Annotated in this window: 15 protein-coding genes; 13 read left to right on the forward strand and 2 right to left on the reverse strand. The window is 53.0% G+C overall.

Going from position 1 to position 17,833, the window contains the following annotated elements; translation table 11 throughout:
* Positions 1 to 37: 37 nt before the first annotated feature.
* Positions 38 to 1,801, reverse strand: a complete 1,764-nt coding sequence (gene ycaO / locus ACR6JA_RS00325) for a 30S ribosomal protein S12 methylthiotransferase accessory factor YcaO (RefSeq protein ID WP_494493301.1) — start codon at positions 1,799 to 1,801, stop codon at positions 38 to 40.
* A 338-nt stretch (positions 1,802 to 2,139) separates the two neighbouring features.
* Between ycaO and serC the strand changes: the two genes are divergently transcribed.
* The 12 genes from serC (at position 2,140) to ACR6JA_RS00385 (ending at position 16,167) form a co-directional block, all read left to right on the forward strand.
* Entirely contained in the window at positions 2,140 to 3,225 is a 1,086-nt protein-coding gene (serC, locus tag ACR6JA_RS00330) for a 3-phosphoserine/phosphohydroxythreonine transaminase (RefSeq protein ID WP_494493302.1), read from the forward strand.
* A 77-nt stretch (positions 3,226 to 3,302) separates the two neighbouring features.
* Positions 3,303 to 4,586 carry a 3-phosphoshikimate 1-carboxyvinyltransferase gene (gene aroA, locus ACR6JA_RS00335; protein ID WP_213715953.1) on the forward strand — a complete coding sequence of 428 codons (1,284 nt, stop codon included), beginning with the start codon at positions 3,303 to 3,305 and terminating at the stop codon, positions 4,584 to 4,586.
* Between the two features lie 192 nt (positions 4,587 to 4,778).
* A complete protein-coding gene (cmk, locus tag ACR6JA_RS00340; RefSeq protein ID WP_213715946.1) occupies positions 4,779 to 5,462 on the forward strand; it encodes a (d)CMP kinase in 684 nt (227 codons plus the stop codon).
* Positions 5,463 to 5,576: 114 nt separating this feature from the next.
* The gene (gene rpsA / locus ACR6JA_RS00345) at positions 5,577 to 7,250 is read left to right on the forward strand and encodes a 30S ribosomal protein S1 (protein ID WP_008461180.1); all 1,674 of its coding nucleotides are present in this window, start codon (positions 5,577 to 5,579) and stop codon (positions 7,248 to 7,250) included.
* Positions 7,251 to 7,365: 115 nt separating this feature from the next.
* Entirely contained in the window at positions 7,366 to 7,650 is a 285-nt protein-coding gene (gene ihfB / locus ACR6JA_RS00350) for an integration host factor subunit beta (RefSeq protein WP_008461182.1), read from the forward strand.
* 202 nt (positions 7,651 to 7,852) lie between these two features.
* Positions 7,853 to 10,120 (forward strand): ComEC family protein, encoded by a 2,268-nt coding sequence (locus tag ACR6JA_RS00355; RefSeq protein ID WP_494493303.1) that lies wholly within the window; start codon positions 7,853 to 7,855, stop codon positions 10,118 to 10,120.
* A 37-nt stretch (positions 10,121 to 10,157) separates the two neighbouring features.
* The gene (gene msbA / locus ACR6JA_RS00360) at positions 10,158 to 11,906 is read left to right on the forward strand and encodes a lipid A ABC transporter ATP-binding protein/permease MsbA (protein WP_494493304.1); all 1,749 of its coding nucleotides are present in this window, start codon (positions 10,158 to 10,160) and stop codon (positions 11,904 to 11,906) included.
* Positions 11,903 to 12,886 carry a tetraacyldisaccharide 4'-kinase gene (lpxK, locus tag ACR6JA_RS00365; RefSeq protein WP_494493305.1) on the forward strand — a complete coding sequence of 328 codons (984 nt, stop codon included), beginning with the start codon at positions 11,903 to 11,905 and terminating at the stop codon, positions 12,884 to 12,886. Before msbA ends, lpxK begins: the two co-directional genes overlap by 4 nt.
* A 43-nt stretch (positions 12,887 to 12,929) precedes the next feature.
* The gene (locus tag ACR6JA_RS00370) at positions 12,930 to 14,162 is read left to right on the forward strand and encodes a winged helix-turn-helix domain-containing protein (RefSeq protein WP_494493306.1); all 1,233 of its coding nucleotides are present in this window, start codon (positions 12,930 to 12,932) and stop codon (positions 14,160 to 14,162) included.
* A 48-nt stretch (positions 14,163 to 14,210) separates the two neighbouring features.
* The gene (ycaR, locus tag ACR6JA_RS00375) at positions 14,211 to 14,393 is read left to right on the forward strand and encodes a protein YcaR (RefSeq protein WP_039291513.1); all 183 of its coding nucleotides are present in this window, start codon (positions 14,211 to 14,213) and stop codon (positions 14,391 to 14,393) included.
* Positions 14,390 to 15,136, forward strand: a complete 747-nt coding sequence (gene kdsB / locus ACR6JA_RS00380; protein ID WP_213715941.1) for a 3-deoxy-manno-octulosonate cytidylyltransferase — start codon at positions 14,390 to 14,392, stop codon at positions 15,134 to 15,136. The genes ycaR and kdsB overlap by 4 nt, the downstream gene beginning before the upstream one ends.
* A 137-nt stretch (positions 15,137 to 15,273) precedes the next feature.
* The gene (locus tag ACR6JA_RS00385) at positions 15,274 to 16,167 is read left to right on the forward strand and encodes a YcbJ family phosphotransferase (protein ID WP_166995503.1); all 894 of its coding nucleotides are present in this window, start codon (positions 15,274 to 15,276) and stop codon (positions 16,165 to 16,167) included.
* Here the strand turns inward: ACR6JA_RS00385 and elyC are convergent.
* A complete protein-coding gene (gene elyC / locus ACR6JA_RS00390; protein ID WP_494493307.1) occupies positions 16,144 to 16,923 on the reverse strand; it encodes an envelope biogenesis factor ElyC in 780 nt (259 codons plus the stop codon). The two genes, ACR6JA_RS00385 and elyC, sit on opposite strands and share 24 nt — an antisense overlap.
* A 132-nt stretch (positions 16,924 to 17,055) precedes the next feature.
* Here elyC and cmoM point away from each other — a divergent pair, with 132 nt between their 5' ends.
* Positions 17,056 to 17,832: a tRNA uridine 5-oxyacetic acid(34) methyltransferase CmoM gene (gene cmoM / locus ACR6JA_RS00395; protein WP_494493308.1), complete on the forward strand. Its 777-nt coding sequence runs from the start codon at positions 17,056 to 17,058 to the stop codon at positions 17,830 to 17,832.
* Position 17,833: the final 1 nt, after the last annotated feature.

Consider the following 17,833-nt stretch of genomic DNA (forward strand, 5'->3'; position numbering starts at 1 on the left):
GACAAGGTGCAGTGCGCACCAGGAAGTTGTCAGGAAATTACTTTACCTGCCAATATTTGGCTTTAGCGCGCTGTAATTTTTCGTACGCGGCCAGCAGCGCCTGATGCGCCGGGAAAGCTTTCAGATCTTTATCCACTGGCTGCAGTCCATAAAAGGCCGCTTCACCGCTCATTGCCGCGCTGGCGGCATCCACGGCTTCAGCCCCGTACATACGGACGAAAGCGTTCAGGTATTGCAGAGGCTCACGCTCTTCTTCCTGTGACAACAGAAGCAGAGTTTGCAGGCAGCGGTAGTAGTTGGCACGCTCAGGACTAAAGATGGAAGCGTTGAACTCCATGGTCCATTCGGTCCAGATCAGTGCCTGCTCAAGATCGCCGCCCGCTAGCGCTAGCATGGCTTTCAGCTCGCCAATGCGCAGCGTGTACCAGCCGTTATCTTTCCCGGTTGCCAGGCCCAGTAACTCGCGTACGCGGGTAAAGTCATCGTGGCCTTCGTCGTCCAGTTGAGCAATCAGATCCAGGTAGTCCTGCTGCTCCCATTCGCTGTCCGGCAGCGCAAGAATCGTTTCACGCAGGTGGCTGCCCATACTGTTGTTGGCCAGCAGCAGGTCGTCGGCAGGGTAAATATCAGACATGCCTGGGACGATAATACGGCAGGCGTAAACGTCTAAATGCTCGTAGTCGGCGATATACACTTCTTTATCTTCCGACTTGAAGATAGCCATCAGCGTAGCGAACTCTTCTTCCGTTGTGCCAGCAAAGCTCCAGTCAGCAAACGGGTAATCTGCATCCTGCTTGAACATATCCCAGGAAATCAGGCCGCTGGAATCGATGAAGTGTGTTTCCAGGTTAGCGTGTTCAGCGACTTCTTCATCGTCGAAGGTTGGCGGCGTAAAGACATCCAGATCTTTCAGACCGCGCCCCTGCAGCAGCTCGGTGACGGTACGCTCCAGCGCTACGCCAAAATCAGGGTGCGCGCCGAAGGAAGCGAAACAGGTTCCGTTGGCCGGATTGAACAGCACGACGCAGATAACCGGGTACTTACCGCCCAGAGAACCGTCGTACGCAAAAATAGGGAAACCTTCAGCTTCAAGCGTTTTAATGGACTCCACGACGCCCGGATAGCGGGCCAGCACATCCTGTGGGATCTCTGGCAGGCTGATGCTTTCTGCGATAATGCGGTTTTTGATATGACGCTCGAAGACTTCAGACAGACCCTGGACCCGTGCTTCATTAGCCGTGTTGCCCGCAGACATGCCGTTGGAGACGTACAGGTTACCAATGATGTTCATCGGGATATAAACAGTTTGCAGATCTGACTGGCGGGTGAACGGCAGAGCACAAATACCGCGCTCTTCGTTCCCGGACTGCAGATCGATCAGCATCCCAGCGCCGACTTCGTTTTCCGGGTCGTAGAAAGCGCGCAGACGATCGTCGAGGATGCCCTCAGGCAGTTGGTCATCTTCCGGCAGCGGGAACCATTTCTCGTTCGGGTAATGCACGAACGGGCCGTTCGCAATCGTATTGCCCAGCCAGAAGTCGGCGAAGAAGTAGTTAGTCGACAGACGTTCAAAATATTCACCCAGCGCGGATGCCAGCGCGGCTTTTTTGGTCGCACCTTTACCGTTGGTGAAGCACAGGGCGCTGTCTTTGTCGCGGATATGCACCGACCAAACGTTTGGTACTGGATTAAGCCAGGAGGCTTCTTCGATATTAAAACCGAGGTCGGTCAGCTTTTTCTGGAAGCGAGCGATGGAGTCTTCCAGGGCGGCATCTTTGCCGGGGATAAATGTCTGGGTCATGGGGTTCACTTTAATGGTACGCAAAACGCGCAATGATACGGGTTTTACCGGGCAGACGCTATCCTCCGCACGGTGCAGGCGACGCTAGCATAACAGGCTATGCCTGCTTACAGTAACTCGCTGTTATGGTAGTAAAATGACTGGCCGCCAGTGGGCATGTCCGTCGTATTGCCTTGCCGTCGGAAATCGGGCAGTTTTTTCACTTGCCGGAAGATTGTGTTGTGTGATTTTGCTCACATTGGTCTTCCGCGAGGGATTAACCATTGCAACACTGCGCCGCTGAATGATAAAACCGATAATGTAATAAAAACTTATTGCTCGAGGCGTGGTGAGGGGAAATGACACAGGTATACAATTTTAGTTCTGGTCCGGCGATGCTGCCGGCTGAAGTACTTCGTCGTGCACAACAGGAGCTGTGCGACTGGCACGGTCTGGGCACTTCCGTAATGGAAATTAGCCACCGTGGTAAAGAGTTTATTCAGGTCGCTGAAGAGGCGGAAAAAGATTTTCGCGATCTGCTGCAAATCCCCTCCAACTATAAAGTTTTATTCTGCCACGGCGGTGGGCGCGGTCAGTTTGCAGGCGTGCCGCTGAATATTCTCGGTGACAAAACCACCGCCGACTATATTGACGGCGGCTACTGGGCAAATAGCGCAATTAAAGAAGCGAAAAAATACTGCCAGCCGGTTGCTCATGACGTGAAAATCACCGTGGACGGTAAACGTGCTATCAAGCCAATGAGTGAATGGCTGGTATCTGATAACAGCGCGTTTCTGCACTATTGTCCGAACGAGACAATTGACGGTATCTCAATCGATGAAACCCCAGATTTTGGTGATACCGTTGTTGCCGCCGATTTCTCTTCTACTATTCTGTCTCGCCCTATCGACGTTAGCCGTTTCGGCGTTATCTATGCTGGCGCACAGAAAAACATCGGCCCTGCCGGCCTGACGCTGGTTGTTGTTCGTGAAGATCTGCTAGGTAAGGCGCACAAATCGTGTCCGTCGATTATCGATTACACCGTGCTGAACGATAATGACTCAATGTTCAACACGCCGCCGACTTTTGCCTGGTATCTGGCAGGCCTGGTCTTTAAATGGCTGAAAGAGCAGGGCGGCGTTGCCTCGATGGATCGTATCAACCAGGCCAAGGCTGAGTTGCTGTACGGCGTGATTGATAATAGTGATTTCTATCGTAACGATGTTGCGGCTTCTAACCGCTCCCGGATGAACGTTCCGTTCCAACTTGCGGATAGCGCGCTGGACAAAGTGTTCCTTGACGAGTCCTTCGCTGCGGGCCTGCATTCCCTGAAAGGTCACCGCGTTGTAGGTGGTATGCGCGCCTCGATTTACAACGCGATGCCGCTCGATGGCGTCAAAGCGTTGACTGACTTCATGGTGGACTTCGAGCGTCGCCACGGTTAATTAATGCAGTAGCACTTCGCCCTGCGGCCCGTCTGCGGGGTTTTTATTCTGTTTGAGTTGAGAGTATTTTTCCCATGCTGGAATCCCTGACGTTACAACCCATCGCGCTGGTCGACGGCACCATTAATCTGCCAGGTTCAAAAAGCGTGTCTAACCGCGCGCTGCTACTGGCCGCGCTGGCCAATGGCACCACGGTGCTGACCAATTTGCTGGATAGCGATGATGTCCGCCATATGCTTAACGCGCTGAAGGCGTTGGGCGTGAGCTATACGCTTTCGGCGGATCGTACCCGTTGTGAAGTCACCGGCGTGGCCGGCCCTCTGCAGGCACATGGTGAGCTGGAACTCTTTTTAGGGAATGCTGGCACCGCTATGCGTCCGCTGGCTGCAGCGTTATGCCTCGGCAGTAGCAACATTGTGCTGACCGGCGAGCCGCGTATGAAAGAGCGCCCAATCGGCCATCTTGTCGATGCGCTGCGCCAGGGTGGAGCGAACATTGAGTACCTTGAGCAAGAAAATTACCCGCCGCTGCGTCTGCGTGGCGGCTTTGGCGGCGGCAAGGTTGAAGTGGACGGCAGCGTATCCAGCCAGTTCCTGACCGCGCTACTGATGACCGCACCTCTGGCTGCACATGACACTGAAATCACCATTAAAGGCGAGCTGGTTTCCAAACCTTATATCGATATCACGCTGCATCTGATGAAAACTTTCGGCGTGGAAGTTGAAAACCGCGACTATCGCAGTTTCCTGATTCGCGGCGCACAACAGTATCAATCCCCAGGGGCTTACCTGGTAGAAGGTGATGCCTCCTCCGCCTCTTACTTCCTGGCCGCTGGGGCAATTAAAGGTGGCGTGGTCAAAGTTACCGGCATCGGGCGGAACAGCGTGCAGGGCGATATTCGCTTTGCTGATGTACTTGAGAAAATGGGCGCGAAAGTGACCTGGGGCGATGACTTCATTAGCTGTGAACGTGGTGAGCTAAACGCGATCGACATGGATATGAACCATATCCCGGATGCGGCAATGACTATCGCGACCGCGGCCCTGTTTGCTAAAGGCACGACCACGCTGCGTAACATCTACAACTGGCGCGTAAAAGAAACCGATCGCCTGAGCGCAATGGCGACGGAATTACGAAAAGTTGGTGCAGAAGTTGAAGAGGGCGAAGACTATATTAGCGTTACGCCACCGGCTAAGCTGACGTTTGCTGAAATCGGCACTTACAACGATCACCGTATGGCGATGTGTTTCTCGCTGGTGGCGTTGTCCGATACGCCAGTAACGATTCTTGACCCTGGCTGCACGGCAAAAACCTTCCCTGATTATTTCGAGCAGTTAGCTCGCATCAGTACGCCTGTATAACGTTTGTAAAACCGCATCGTCTGATGCGGTTTTTCTTTCTCTCTACGATTCCTTACAGCGTCCGTTGCGCAATTCTTCTACACTCAGCCTGATTCCCGTGGATATTTGTCTGGAAAGATAACAGTCCTGGCGGTTGCGGCGTATAATGCGCGGCGTTTACCACCCGCGAATCCAGCGATAGAGGAGAAAACGATGACGGCATCCGCCCCGGTAATAACGATTGATGGCCCAAGTGGCGCCGGTAAAGGCACGCTTTGTAAGGCCATGGCCGAAGCGCTGCAGTGGCATCTGCTGGACTCTGGTGCGATTTATCGCGTTCTGGCGCTCGCGGCGTTACATCACCATGTTGATGTGTCTTCCGAAGACGCACTGGTACCCCTTGCGGCCCACCTGGACGTTCGGTTTATTTCCACCGACGGCAATTTGGAAGTGATTCTCGAAGGGGAAGACGTTAGCGCTGAAATTCGCACTCAGGAAGTGGCAAACGCGGCTTCTCAGGTGGCCGCGTTCCCGCGTGTGCGAGAAGCCTTGCTGCGCCGCCAGCGCGCTTTCCGCGAAGCGCCGGGTCTGATTGCAGACGGTCGCGATATGGGGACCGTTGTGTTCCCGGATGCGCCGGTGAAAATTTTCCTTGATGCCTCCTCTGAAGAGCGCGCCCACAGGCGCATGCTACAGTTGCAGGAGAAGGGCTTTAGTGTTAACTTTGAGCGCCTTTTGGCCGAGATCAAGGAACGCGACGATCGCGACCGTAATCGGTCTGTAGCGCCGTTAGTGCCTGCTGCCGATGCTTTAGTTCTGGATTCAACCAGTATGAGCATTGAGCAAGTGATTGAAAAAGCGCTACAATACGCCCGCGAAAAGCTGGCGCTCGCTTGAGATAGCGACCCATTTTGTAGTACCCCCGCTGCAATGGAGTGTGAGCGGGTATGTAAAACAACCCCATCCGGCATGAGGCCAGATGGACGTTAATCTAACTTTTGAAGATTAAACATGACTGAATCTTTTGCTCAACTATTTGAAGAATCCCTTAAAACAATCGAAACCCGTCCGGGTTCCATCGTTCGTGGTGTTGTTGTTGCTATCGACAAAGACGTCGTTCTGGTTGATGCGGGCCTGAAATCTGAATCTGCAATTCCTGCAGAGCAGTTCAAAAACGCAGCCGGCGAACTGGAAATCCAGGTTGGTGACGAAGTTGACGTTGCGCTGGACGCAGTAGAAGACGGCTTCGGTGAAACCCTGCTGTCCCGTGAAAAAGCTAAACGTCACGAAGCTTGGATCACGCTGGAAAAAGCTTACGAAGAAGCTGAAACTGTGGTTGGTGTTATCAACGGCAAAGTTAAAGGTGGCTTCACTGTTGAGCTGAACGGTATTCGTGCGTTCCTGCCAGGTTCCCTGGTTGACGTTCGTCCAGTTCGCGACACTCTGCACCTCGAAGGCAAAGAGCTTGAGTTCAAAGTGATCAAGCTGGACCAGAAGCGCAACAACGTTGTTGTTTCCCGTCGTGCGGTTATCGAGTCTGAGAACAGCGCAGAGCGCGATCAGCTGCTTGAAAACCTGCAAGAAGGCATGGAAGTTAAAGGTATCGTTAAGAACCTCACTGACTACGGTGCATTCGTTGACTTGGGTGGCGTTGATGGCCTGCTGCACATCACCGATATGGCATGGAAACGCGTTAAGCATCCAAGCGAAATCGTGAACGTTGGCGACGAAATCACTGTTAAAGTGCTGAAGTTCGACCGCGAGCGTACTCGTGTTTCCCTCGGCCTGAAACAGCTGGGCGAAGATCCATGGGTAGCTATCGCTAAGCGTTATCCAGAAGGTACCAAACTGACTGGCCGCGTGACCAACCTGACCGACTACGGCTGCTTCGTTGAAATCGAAGAAGGCGTTGAAGGCCTGGTTCACGTTTCCGAAATGGATTGGACCAACAAAAACATCCACCCATCCAAAGTTGTTAACGTTGGTGATGTAGTGGAAGTTATGGTTCTGGATATCGACGAAGAACGTCGTCGTATCTCCCTGGGTCTGAAGCAGTGCAAAAACAACCCATGGCAGCAGTTCGCGGAAACCCACAACAAGGGTGATCGTGTTGAAGGTAAAATCAAGTCTATCACTGACTTCGGTATCTTCATCGGCCTGGACGGCGGCATCGACGGCCTGGTTCACCTGTCTGACATCTCCTGGAACGTTGCGGGCGAAGAAGCAGTACGTGAATACAAAAAAGGCGACGAAATTGCAGCCGTTGTTCTGCAGGTTGACGCAGAGCGTGAGCGTATCTCCCTGGGCGTTAAGCAGCTCGCAGAAGATCCGTTCAACAACTACGTTGCGCTGAACAAGAAAGGTACTATCGTTACTGGTAAAGTAACGGCAGTTGACGCGAAAGGTGCTACAGTTGAATTAGCAGATGGCGTAGAAGGCTACCTGCGTGCTTCTGAAGCTTCCCGCGACCGCGTTGAAGATGCAACTCTGGTTCTGAACGTTGGCGACGACGTTGAAGCTAAATTCACCGGCGTTGATCGTAAAAACCGTGTTGTTAGCCTGTCTGTTCGTGCTAAAGACGAAGCTGACGAGAAAGATGCAATTGCGACTGTTAACAACAAACAGGAAGAAGGCAACTTCTCTAACGCAATGGCTGAAGCATTCAAAGCAGCTAAAGGCGAGTAATCGTCCGAGCGTTGTATCCCGGCTTTTGCCAGGGTATAAAATCAGGGCGGCTTCGGCCGCCCTTGTTCGATTGAGAGCTGTAAGCTAATTTTCCTGAAAGGAAACCGGAGGAATCATGACCAAGTCAGAATTGATCGAAAGACTTGCAACCCAGCAATCTCACATCCCTGCAAAAGCAGTAGAAGATGCGGTGAAGGAAATGCTGGAGCATATGGCCTCTACGCTCGCCGAGGGTGAACGTATTGAAATCCGGGGTTTCGGCAGTTTCTCCTTACACTATCGCGCTCCTCGCACCGGACGTAACCCGAAAACCGGCGACAAAGTGGATCTGGAAGGTAAATACGTTCCACACTTTAAGCCAGGCAAAGAGTTGCGTGACCGCGCCAATATTTACGGCTAATTCCTTAGAGTTAGCAAAAATGGCACCTCAAATGAGGTGCCATTTTTTTTACTGATTTTGCTATTTTGCGAGCGCCTTCCTGAAGGCTAACGCAATATTGTTAAGCCGGATTCATCGGAGTTCAGGCCATCACGTATTTCTCCAATTGCTTCCTGATTTAATCTCAAGATTCCCGCACACTTCCTGTAACAAGGAGGTGGATGTGTTTTCTATTCCTGCCGTTGCTGGCGCCGTTCTGATTAGCGCTTTACCACTGTTATGGATGTCGGTTATTCCAGAACAAAATGGGATTTTACTGTTCGTGGCGGCTGCACTGACACTGGCCTGTTTTTGGGGCCGTATCGTTTGGGTGAGCTATCTGGTGCTTTGCCTTTTATTCTTGAGCTGGAGCCTGTTGGGTGCGCGGCAAATGCTGGATATTTTCTCTGAGTTTGGGGAGAAACCGCTGACCGTGCAGGTGAAAATTACGAGAAGTGATGGCGAAAAACGGCATGAACTGCGGATAGTCAAACGGGATGATCGTTACCTGTTTCCTGCGCCAGGCGTTGTATTGCGAAATAGCGTATTGCCTGAGCCTGTTTGTGAGGGGCAAACATGGTTAATGACGCTACGCCTTCGCCCGGTACATGGGCGTCTTAATGAAGGTATTTTTGACGGACAGCGCTATGCGCTTTCGCAGATGCTGCCGTTTAGTGGTCGGGTGTTGAAAGCAAGCCTTCTATCGGGCGGCTGTAATCTCCGAGGTAAATGGCTCCAACAAGCCAAAAATGCTACCGCTAATCTCCCGTGGCAGGGTGTGATTATCGCTCTGGGCTTTGGGGAGCGAATAGATGTCAGCGAAGACGTCAAAAAAATCATGCGTGATACCGGGACTGCACATCTGATGGCCATTTCTGGGCTGCATATTGCGTTAGCCGGTGGGATTGGCTGGCTGTTTGCTCGGGTTCTGCAATTTTGCCTGCCAGCTTCGATGATAGGGTTTCGTTTTCCCCTCGTGATGAGTTTTAGCGTCGCGCTATTTTACACTTGGTTGTCAGGGATGAATCCGCCGGCGGTCAGAACCCAGGTTGGAATGGGCATTTGGGCAATATTACGTCTGAGCGGCAGAAAGTGGTCATCCTGGGATGTGTTGTTGTGCTGTGTCGCGGGTATTGTGTTTAGCGAACCGATGGCTATCTTGTCTGAAAGTCTTTGGCTTTCCGCACTTGCGGTATGCGGGCTTATCTTTTGGTACCAGTGGGTGCCGCTGCCTCGCATGACGATAAATCGCTGGCTTCGGCCTTTTACCGATCTGCTTTATTTGCAAACAGGGATTACGCTGTTGCTCATTCCACTTCAGGTGATTTTATTTCACGGCATCAGTATGACTTCGCTGGCCGCTAATCTCTTCGCTGTGCCGTTGGTTACCTTCGTTAGCGTGCCTTTCATTTTAGCCGGTATGGTGTTCGGAGAAGTCCCTGTCATTGGCGAGGTGCTTTGGTCACTGGCCGATAAATCACTTGCAGGAGTATTCGGATTACTGGCTGGGTTGCCGGATGGGTGGAAAGAACTCGATCGCCGTTATCAATTTCTGGCGTTCATTGCCTGGTGGGCCATAGTGATGTGGCGATTCGGTTTTTGGCGAAGCTCTTTCGCTACGACTATAGCCGTGTTGCTTATGATGATGTTTCCCTTTTGGCGTAAGCCGGAGGCCAATAGCTGGGCCGTCCATATGCTTGATGTGGGCCATGGGCTTGCCGTGGTTATTGAGCGTGAAGGGAAAGCGTTACTCTACGACACAGGCAACGCATGGCCCGGGGGAGACGCGGCTAAAACCGTGATTATTCCCTGGTTAAAATGGCGAAACCTTCAGCCAGAGCAGGTCATTATTAGCCATGAACATCTTGATCATATCGGCGGATTGAAAAGTCTTAAGCAGCAGTGGCCTGCTTTAAATATTCGTAGCCCTTTGCGCTGGAAGGGACATGAGCCTTGCTTTCGTGGTCAACACTGGGCATGGCAGGAGATTCAATTCGATGTGCTGTGGCCCCCCGAAGAGTATGAGGGGAGCAGCAACAATCGCTCTTGTGTGGTTAAAGTTAGTCACGGGGGATTCAGCCTTTTGCTTACGGGGGACCTGGAGACGAATGCGGAATTGGCTATGCTGAGAAAACGGTGGCAAACGCTAGAAGCAAACGTCCTGCAGGTTCCACATCACGGGAGCCGAACTTCGTCCAGCGGTCCTTTACTGAGAGCCGTTTCAGGCAGCGTGGCACTGGCTTCTGCTTCCAGGTTTAACGCCTGGCGCTTACCGTCTTCAACAATTATTCATCGTTACCGGCAATACGGTTATCAGTGGCATGACACGGCTCAATCAGGGCAGCTGACAATTGAAATAAAAGGTGATAAATGGCAAATCTCTGGCTTCAGAGAACAAATATTGCCCCGTTGGTATCATCAGTGGTTTGGCGTCACCCGAGATAATGGGTAGAATATGCGGCTATTTCATAAAAGGCTGGTTCGACTTAATGCAGAACGATAAAGATCTCTCCACATGGCAGACTTTCCGCCGGCTCTGGCCGATGATTTCCCCCTTTAGAACGGGTCTGATTGTGGCTGGGATAGCGTTAATCCTCAATGCGGCGAGTGATACCTACATGCTTTCGCTGCTTAAACCATTACTGGATGATGGTTTTGGTAAAACGGACTCTTCTGTACTGCTATGGATGCCAGTGGCCGTGATTGCGTTGATGCTGCTGCGCGGCGTGACCAGCTATGTTTCAAGCTACTGTATTTCATGGGTGTCAGGTATGGTGGTCATGAACATGCGTCGCCGACTGTTCAGCCACATGATGGGGATGCCGGTTTCATTCTTCGACCAGCAGTCCACCGGGACGTTACTCTCCCGTATTACCTATGATTCTGAGCAGGTTGCCTCTTCCTCTTCCGGCGCGCTGATCACCGTTGTCCGTGAGGGAGCATCAATTATTGGCCTGTTTATATTGATGTTCTGGTACAGCTGGCAGCTTTCAGTGATCCTGATCGTGTTGGCACCGGTTGTGTCTTTTGCCATTCGCTTCGTCTCTAAGCGCTTCCGTAATATCAGCAAAAACATGCAGAATACCATGGGGCAGGTGACAACCAGCGCAGAGCAGATGCTGAAGGGGCACAAAGAAGTGCTTATTTTCGGCGGCCAGCAGGTAGAAACCGACCGCTTTGACAAAGTCAGTAACCGCATGCGTAATCAGGGGATGAAGCTGGTTTCAGCCTCTTCTATCTCTGATCCGATTATTCAGCTTATTGCTTCCCTTGCGTTGGCCTTTGTGCTTTATGCCGCCAGCTTCCCTAGCGTGATGGAAACCCTGACAGCCGGCACCATTACCGTGGTGTTCTCCTCCATGATTGCGCTAATGCGTCCGCTTAAGTCACTGACTAACGTCAACGCTCAATTCCAGCGCGGGATGGCAGCGTGCCAAACGCTGTTCTCTATCCTTGACTCTGAGCAGGAAAAGGACGGTGGCAAACTGGTCATCGAACGTTCTAAAGGTGACGTTGAATTCCGCAATGTGACCTTCACCTATCCAGGCCGTGATGTCCCGGCGCTGCGCAATATCAACCTGACCATTCCAGCAGGAAAAACCGTTGCGCTGGTAGGGCGTTCAGGTTCGGGGAAATCGACGATTGCCAGCCTGATCACGCGTTTCTACGAGCAGCAGGAAGGTGCAATCCTGATTGACGGGCACGACATACGCGAATACACCCTTGCGTCTCTGCGTAATCAGGTGGGGTTGGTGTCGCAAAATGTTCATCTCTTTAACGATACCGTAGCGAATAATATTGCCTACGCTCGTACCGGAGAGTATTCCCGCGAAGATATCGAAAAGGCCGCGCGCATGGCTTACGCGATGGACTTCATTAGCAAAATGGACAACGGGCTGGATACCATTATCGGTGAGAATGGTGTGCTTCTGTCTGGTGGCCAGCGTCAGCGTATCGCTATCGCTCGCGCGCTGCTGCGTGACAGCCCAATCCTGATCCTGGATGAAGCAACCTCTGCGCTCGACACGGAGTCGGAGCGCGCGATTCAATCTGCCCTGGATGAACTGCAAAAAAACCGCACATCACTGGTGATTGCTCACCGTCTGTCGACAATTGAGCAGGCTGATGAAATCGTGGTGGTGGAAGATGGTTGTATCGTCGAACGCGGGCCTCACCTGGAGCTGCTGGCCCATCGTGGCGTCTATGCCCAGCTACATAAGATGCAATTCGGCGAATGATAGAGCGTATCTGGTCGGGAAAATCACCTCTCTACCTACTGCTGTTGCCGCTTTCCTGGCTTTATGGCCTGGTGAGCGGCGTTATTCGCCTGTCTTATCGTATTGGTCTGCGTGCCATATGGCGTGCCCCTGTACCTGTGGTGGTCGTTGGAAACCTGACGGCGGGGGGAAACGGGAAAACACCCGTTGTTATCTGGCTTGTAGAACAGCTACAGCAGCGTGGCGTGCGAGTTGGCGTTGTGTCCCGGGGCTACGGCGGAAAAGCGGCAGCGTACCCTTTGCTGCTTGACGCAAAAACCACACCTTCCGAAGCTGGAGACGAACCGGTACTTATTTTTCAACGCACCGGCGCGCCCGTCGCCGTTGCGCCAAAGCGTAGCGAGGCTGTAAAAGCCCTCATCGCGGCTGAAGCTCCGCAAATCATCATTACCGACGATGGCCTGCAGCATTATGCTCTGGGGCGTGATAAAGAAATCGTTGTGATCGACGGGGCCCGCAGATTCGGTAATGGCTGGTGGTTACCTGCCGGGCCAATGCGCGAAAGAGCCGGGCGTCTGCGCAGCGTGGACGCAATTATCGTGAATGGTGGGGAACCGCAGGCTGGTGAAATCGCCATGCGCTTGAAGCCCGGGCTCGCCATTAACGTACACACAGGTGAGCGCCGGCCGGTCACTGATTTTACTGACGTTGTGGCTATGGCCGGTATTGGCCATCCGCCGCGTTTCTTTGCCACGCTTGCGCAATGCGGTATTACGCCGGTGAAAACAGTGGCGCTGGCCGATCATCAGGCAATTACCGAACAGGATATGCTGGCTATCGCGACGGTGGAGCAAGTCGTACTAATGACGGAAAAAGATGCAGTAAAATGCCGTGCGTTTGCCGGGGGGCATACAAACTGGTGGTATCTGCCGGTTGATGCGCAGCTTTATTCACCTCTCGCGGAAACTCTCCTCAAGCAATTACTGGCGCTGGTGCGTTAATCTTTGCGGCACCGGTTTTTCGTTCGTTGATTACAGGTGTGCCATGACCGTTTCACAACTATCATTACGAGCAGCCCGAAATCTCCACCTTGCAGCCCAGGGATTACTTCAAAAGCCTCGCCGTCGTGCACGGCCCTCTGACGTTGCCGACGCGATCTCCCGCATGTCGCTGCTGCAAATTGACACCATTAATATTGTTGCCCGCAGCCCTTACCTGGTCTTGTTCAGTCGCCTTGGTCAGTATGAATCTGGCTGGCTTGATAGTGCCCTGGCGAGCGGTGAACTAATCGAATACTGGGCACATGAAGCCTGTTTTTTGCCGAAAAAAGATTTTGCGCTAATTCGCCACCGGATGCTGAGCCCCGAAAACATGGGCTGGAAATACCGTCCCGAATGGATGAATGAGCATGCGGAAGATATCAGCCAGCTGCTCGCTTATATCAAAGACAATGGCCCCGTCCGTTCAGCTGATTTTGAGCATCCACGCAAAGGCGCGAGCGGCTGGTGGGAATGGAAGCCACAGAAAAAACATCTTGAGGGGTTATTTACCGCCGGACAGGTGATGGTGACGGAACGGCGTAATTTTCAAAGGGTTTACGATTTAACCCAGCGCGTTATGCCGCACTGGAACGATGCCTTGCATCTGATTGAGCAGCCCGAGGCTGAGTTACTCATGCTGGAAAACAGCGCCCGTAGCCTGGGGATCTTTCGTCCGGAATGGCTCGCTGATTACTACCGACTGAAAAATATTGCGTTAAAGCCCCTGATAGAAAGATGGCTTTCATCGGGCAATATCATTCGCGTTCAGGCCGATAAACTGGGTGATATGCTGCTGCATCATTCGCTGCTACCGCTGCTTGAAAAAGCGCAGCAAAATCTGCTTAACGCTACCCACAGCGCCGTACTTTCACCGTTTGACCCCGTCGTTTGGGATCGTCGCAGAGCAGAGGTGCTGTTTAACTTTTCCTATCGACTGGAATGCTATACCCCAGCGGAAAAGCGTCGCTATGGTTATTTTGTTTTACCGCTGCTGCACAAAGGGGCGCTGGTGGGCAGGATAGACGCCAAAATGCACCGTAAGCAGGGGGAGCTGGAGGTCATAAGCCTCTATCTGGAAGAGGGCATAAAAGTCACCGACGCCTTGCAGGACGGTCTGCGTGGTGCACTGACGGAATTTGCGCGCTGGCAATCCGCGACGCATCTTACCCTGGGTATTTTGCCCGCAGAATTAAGAGAAAGCTGGGGCACTGGCTGGGAAATGACCCCGGCTGACTAGTCATTTATGCTATTCTGGTGCCGTTGATGGCACTCATCTGGAGTAATTATGGAAAGTCGTTTACTTGAAATCATTGCCTGCCCGGTCTGTAACGGCAAGCTCTACTATAACCAGGAAAAGCAAGAGCTTATCTGCAAGCCTGATGGCCTGGCCTTTCCGCTGCGTGACGGCATTCCGGTTCTGCTGGAAAGTGAAGCCCGTACGCTGACTTCAGACGAGACCAACCCATGAGTTTTGTCGCCATTATTCCCGCGAGATATGCGTCTACGCGTCTGCCGGGTAAGCCTTTAAAAGAGATTAACGGCAAAGCAATGGTGCTGCATGTTCTGGACCGCGCGCGCGAGTCAGGTGCTGAGCGTATCATTGTCGCGACCGATCACCCGGAAGTTGCACGAGTCGTCGAAGCTGCGGGAGGAGAAGTCTGCCTGACCAGCCCCGATCATCAGTCCGGCACCGAACGCCTGGCAGAAGTTATTGAGAAATGTGGCTTCAGCGACGACACGGTAATCGTGAACGTACAGGGCGATGAGCCAATGATCCCACCGGTGATTATTCAGCAGGTTGCTCACAACGTCGCGAACAGCAAAGCTGGCATGGCGACTCTCGCAGTACCCATTGAATCTGCGGAAGAAGCGTTTAATCCGAATGCGGTAAAAGTGGTTATGGATGCGCAGGGCTACGCGCTTTATTTCTCACGCGCCACGATTCCGTGGGATCGCGAGCGTTTTGCCGCTTCACGTGAAGAGATTGGCGATACCTTCCTGCGCCATATCGGCATCTATGGCTACCGCGCTGGTTTCATCCGTCGCTACGTCAGCTGGGCACCGAGCCAGCTTGAACAAATCGAAATGCTTGAACAGCTGCGCGTCTTGTGGAACGGCGAAAAAATACATGTTGCCGTGGCGAAAGCCATCCCGAGCATTGGCGTGGATACGCCAGAAGATCTTGAACGCGTCCGTCTCGCAATGCGCTAATTCACCTTCAGCGTGAACAATCAAACCGGCTAACCAGGCCGGTTTTTCTTTTTCTGAAACCCAATTGATCTGGAGTGGTGACAACTTCGCCTGGTGCGCTCATTATTAAATCAACAGTATTACCAGGGGAAATCGGTATGGAATTGCTGCGTAAGGAGCTAAGTCACCTGCTGGGTGAGAAGTTAAGCCGTATTGAGTGCATCAGCGAACATGCGGAAACTGCACTTTGGTCGCTCTATGACAGCGGCGGCCACGCAATGCCGCTGCTCGCCAAAAGCTTTACCTCGCCGGGCCTGGCGACTCAGTTGGCCTGGAAAATGTCGATGCTGGCGCGTTCAGGCACCGTCCGCATGCCGGTGGTCTACGGCGTACTGACTCATGAAGAACATCCTGGCCCGGATGTTTTGCTGATGGAGCGCCTGCGCGGGGTTCCCGGTGAAGCGCCGACCCGCACCCCAAACCGCTGGGAGCAGCTCAAAGACCAGATTGTGGAGGGGCTGTTAGCCTGGCATCGCGTGGACAGCAGCGGCTGTGTGGGGAACGTCGACAGCACTCAGGAAAACATCTGGCCGCACTGGTACCGCCAGCGAGTCGAAGTGCTCTGGACTACGCTCAATCAGTACCAGAACACCGGGTTAACCATGCAGGATAAACGTATTCTGTTTCGTACCCGAGAATGTCTGCCGCGTATGTTCGAAGACTTCAGCGATAACTGCGTACTTATTCACGGCAATTTTTCCCTTCGCAGCATGCTCAAAGATTCTCGTAGCGATCAATTGCTGGCGATGGTTAACCCCGGGGTTATGCTTTGGGCGCCGCGAGAATATGAGCTGTTTCGCCTGGCTGAGCCAGGTCAGGCCGAAAGCCTGCTTTGGCACTATTTACAGCGCGCCCCGGTTGCCGAATCTTTCCTCTGGCGGCGATGGCTATATGTGCTGTGGGATGAGGTCGCACACCTGCTGCAAACCGGCCGACTGAACCGGCCGGTGTTTGACAACGCCTCTAAGTCATTGCTGCCCTGGCTCTCCTGAAGAGCCTTTCAGCCACTGCCACAGGCGCCCGAGGGTTTCATAGCCCACGCGCTCGCTGTGCATCAGCCATACCGGGTCGGGGATAGCCTTTTCCCACGGATTCAGCGGAGAGGTTATCGCCAACTGGTTAGCCGGGGCAGGGAGAGGATGCAGCCCGGCCCGGGCGAAGAAGATCATCGCCCGTGGCAGGTGCGAAGCTGACGTCACCAGAATAAACGGCTGCTGGCCTATCAGTCTGGCCACGGCATGGGCTTCCTCTTCCGTGTCTTTTGGCGTGTCTAGCGTAATGATGTCATCTCTGGCAACGCCGAGGCTTTCCGCAACCCTGGCGCCAGTCTCTGCGGCGCTCACCGAGTTAGTCATCGCCCTTGCCCCAGTGAAGATAAGTTTTGCTCCCGGATTCAGCTGTTTCAGACGAATCGCTTCGGTGAGTCGCGGTAAACTGTTGTCGATCAGATTTGAGCTGGGTGCCCAGTCCGAATTCCAGGTGTAGCCGCCGCCCAGTACGACGATGTAGCGGGCGCTGTCGCCGTGCTGGCGAGTGGCGTAGGTGTCTTCGATAGGCTTTAACATCCAGTCCGCGACGGGCTGCAGGCTAATCAGAAAAAGCACCAGCCAGCTGGCAGTGAGTAACCCTTTGGCTGTTTTTTGCCAGCGGGTAAACCACAGCAGCGCCAGAGCCACGCCCATGGTTAATAGCAGGAATGGCAGGGGAAGCAGCAGGCCGCCAATGATTTTTTTCAGTATAAAAAGCATGAAATTCGGATCCTTTTTAACCATCCAGCAGGTAAACGCCCGTGATATTACACCAGATGGGTTCATTCTCGTCCCGCCTGTGCCAAAATAGCGGTTTTGTCAGATGACCTCTTTTGCCACGGAGCTGTACCCATGGGTGACCGCAATTTTGACGATATTGCCGAGAAGTTTTCGCACAATATCTATGGCACAACCAAAGGCCAGTTGCGGCAGGCGATTCTCTGGCAGGATCTGGATGCTTTTCTGGCGACGCAGCCCGCAACCCTAAAGGTGTTGGACGCCGGCGGTGGGGAGGGGCAAACGGCCACCCGTTTTGCTGAGCGGGGGCATGAGGTCGTGCTTTGCGATGTGTCCGCCGAAATGATTGTGCGTGCAAAAATGCTCGCTCAGGAGAAAGGTGTGAGCGACAACATGCATTTTGTACAATCTGCCGCTCAGGATATGGCTCAACATTTGGAAAGCCCGGTTGATCTGATATTGTTTCATGCGGTGCTTGAGTGGGTCACCGATCCTCAGGCCGTGCTAAAAGCGCTTTGGGATTGTTTGCGTCCCGGCGGCACTTTGTCGCTAATGTTCTACAATGCAAACGGCCTGCTGATGCGAAACATGTTTGTCGGAAACTTCGAATATGTACTGCAGGGGATGAAAAAAAATAAGCGCAAAACCCTTTCGCCCGACAATCCGCTGCAGCCAGAACAGGTTTATCACTGGCTGGAGCAAATTGGCTGGCAAATTACCGGTAAAACCGGCGTGCGGGTGTTTCACGATTACCTGCGAGATAAACACAAACAACGAGATGGTTTTGACGATTTGCTGACGCTGGAGACGCGTTATTGTCGGCAGGAGCCGTTTATCAGTCTCGGCCGCTATATTCACGTAACCGCGTTTAAGCCGCAGAGCCAAGGATAAA

The sequence above is a fragment of the Cedecea sp. B1(4) genome, from assembly GCF_059414925.1.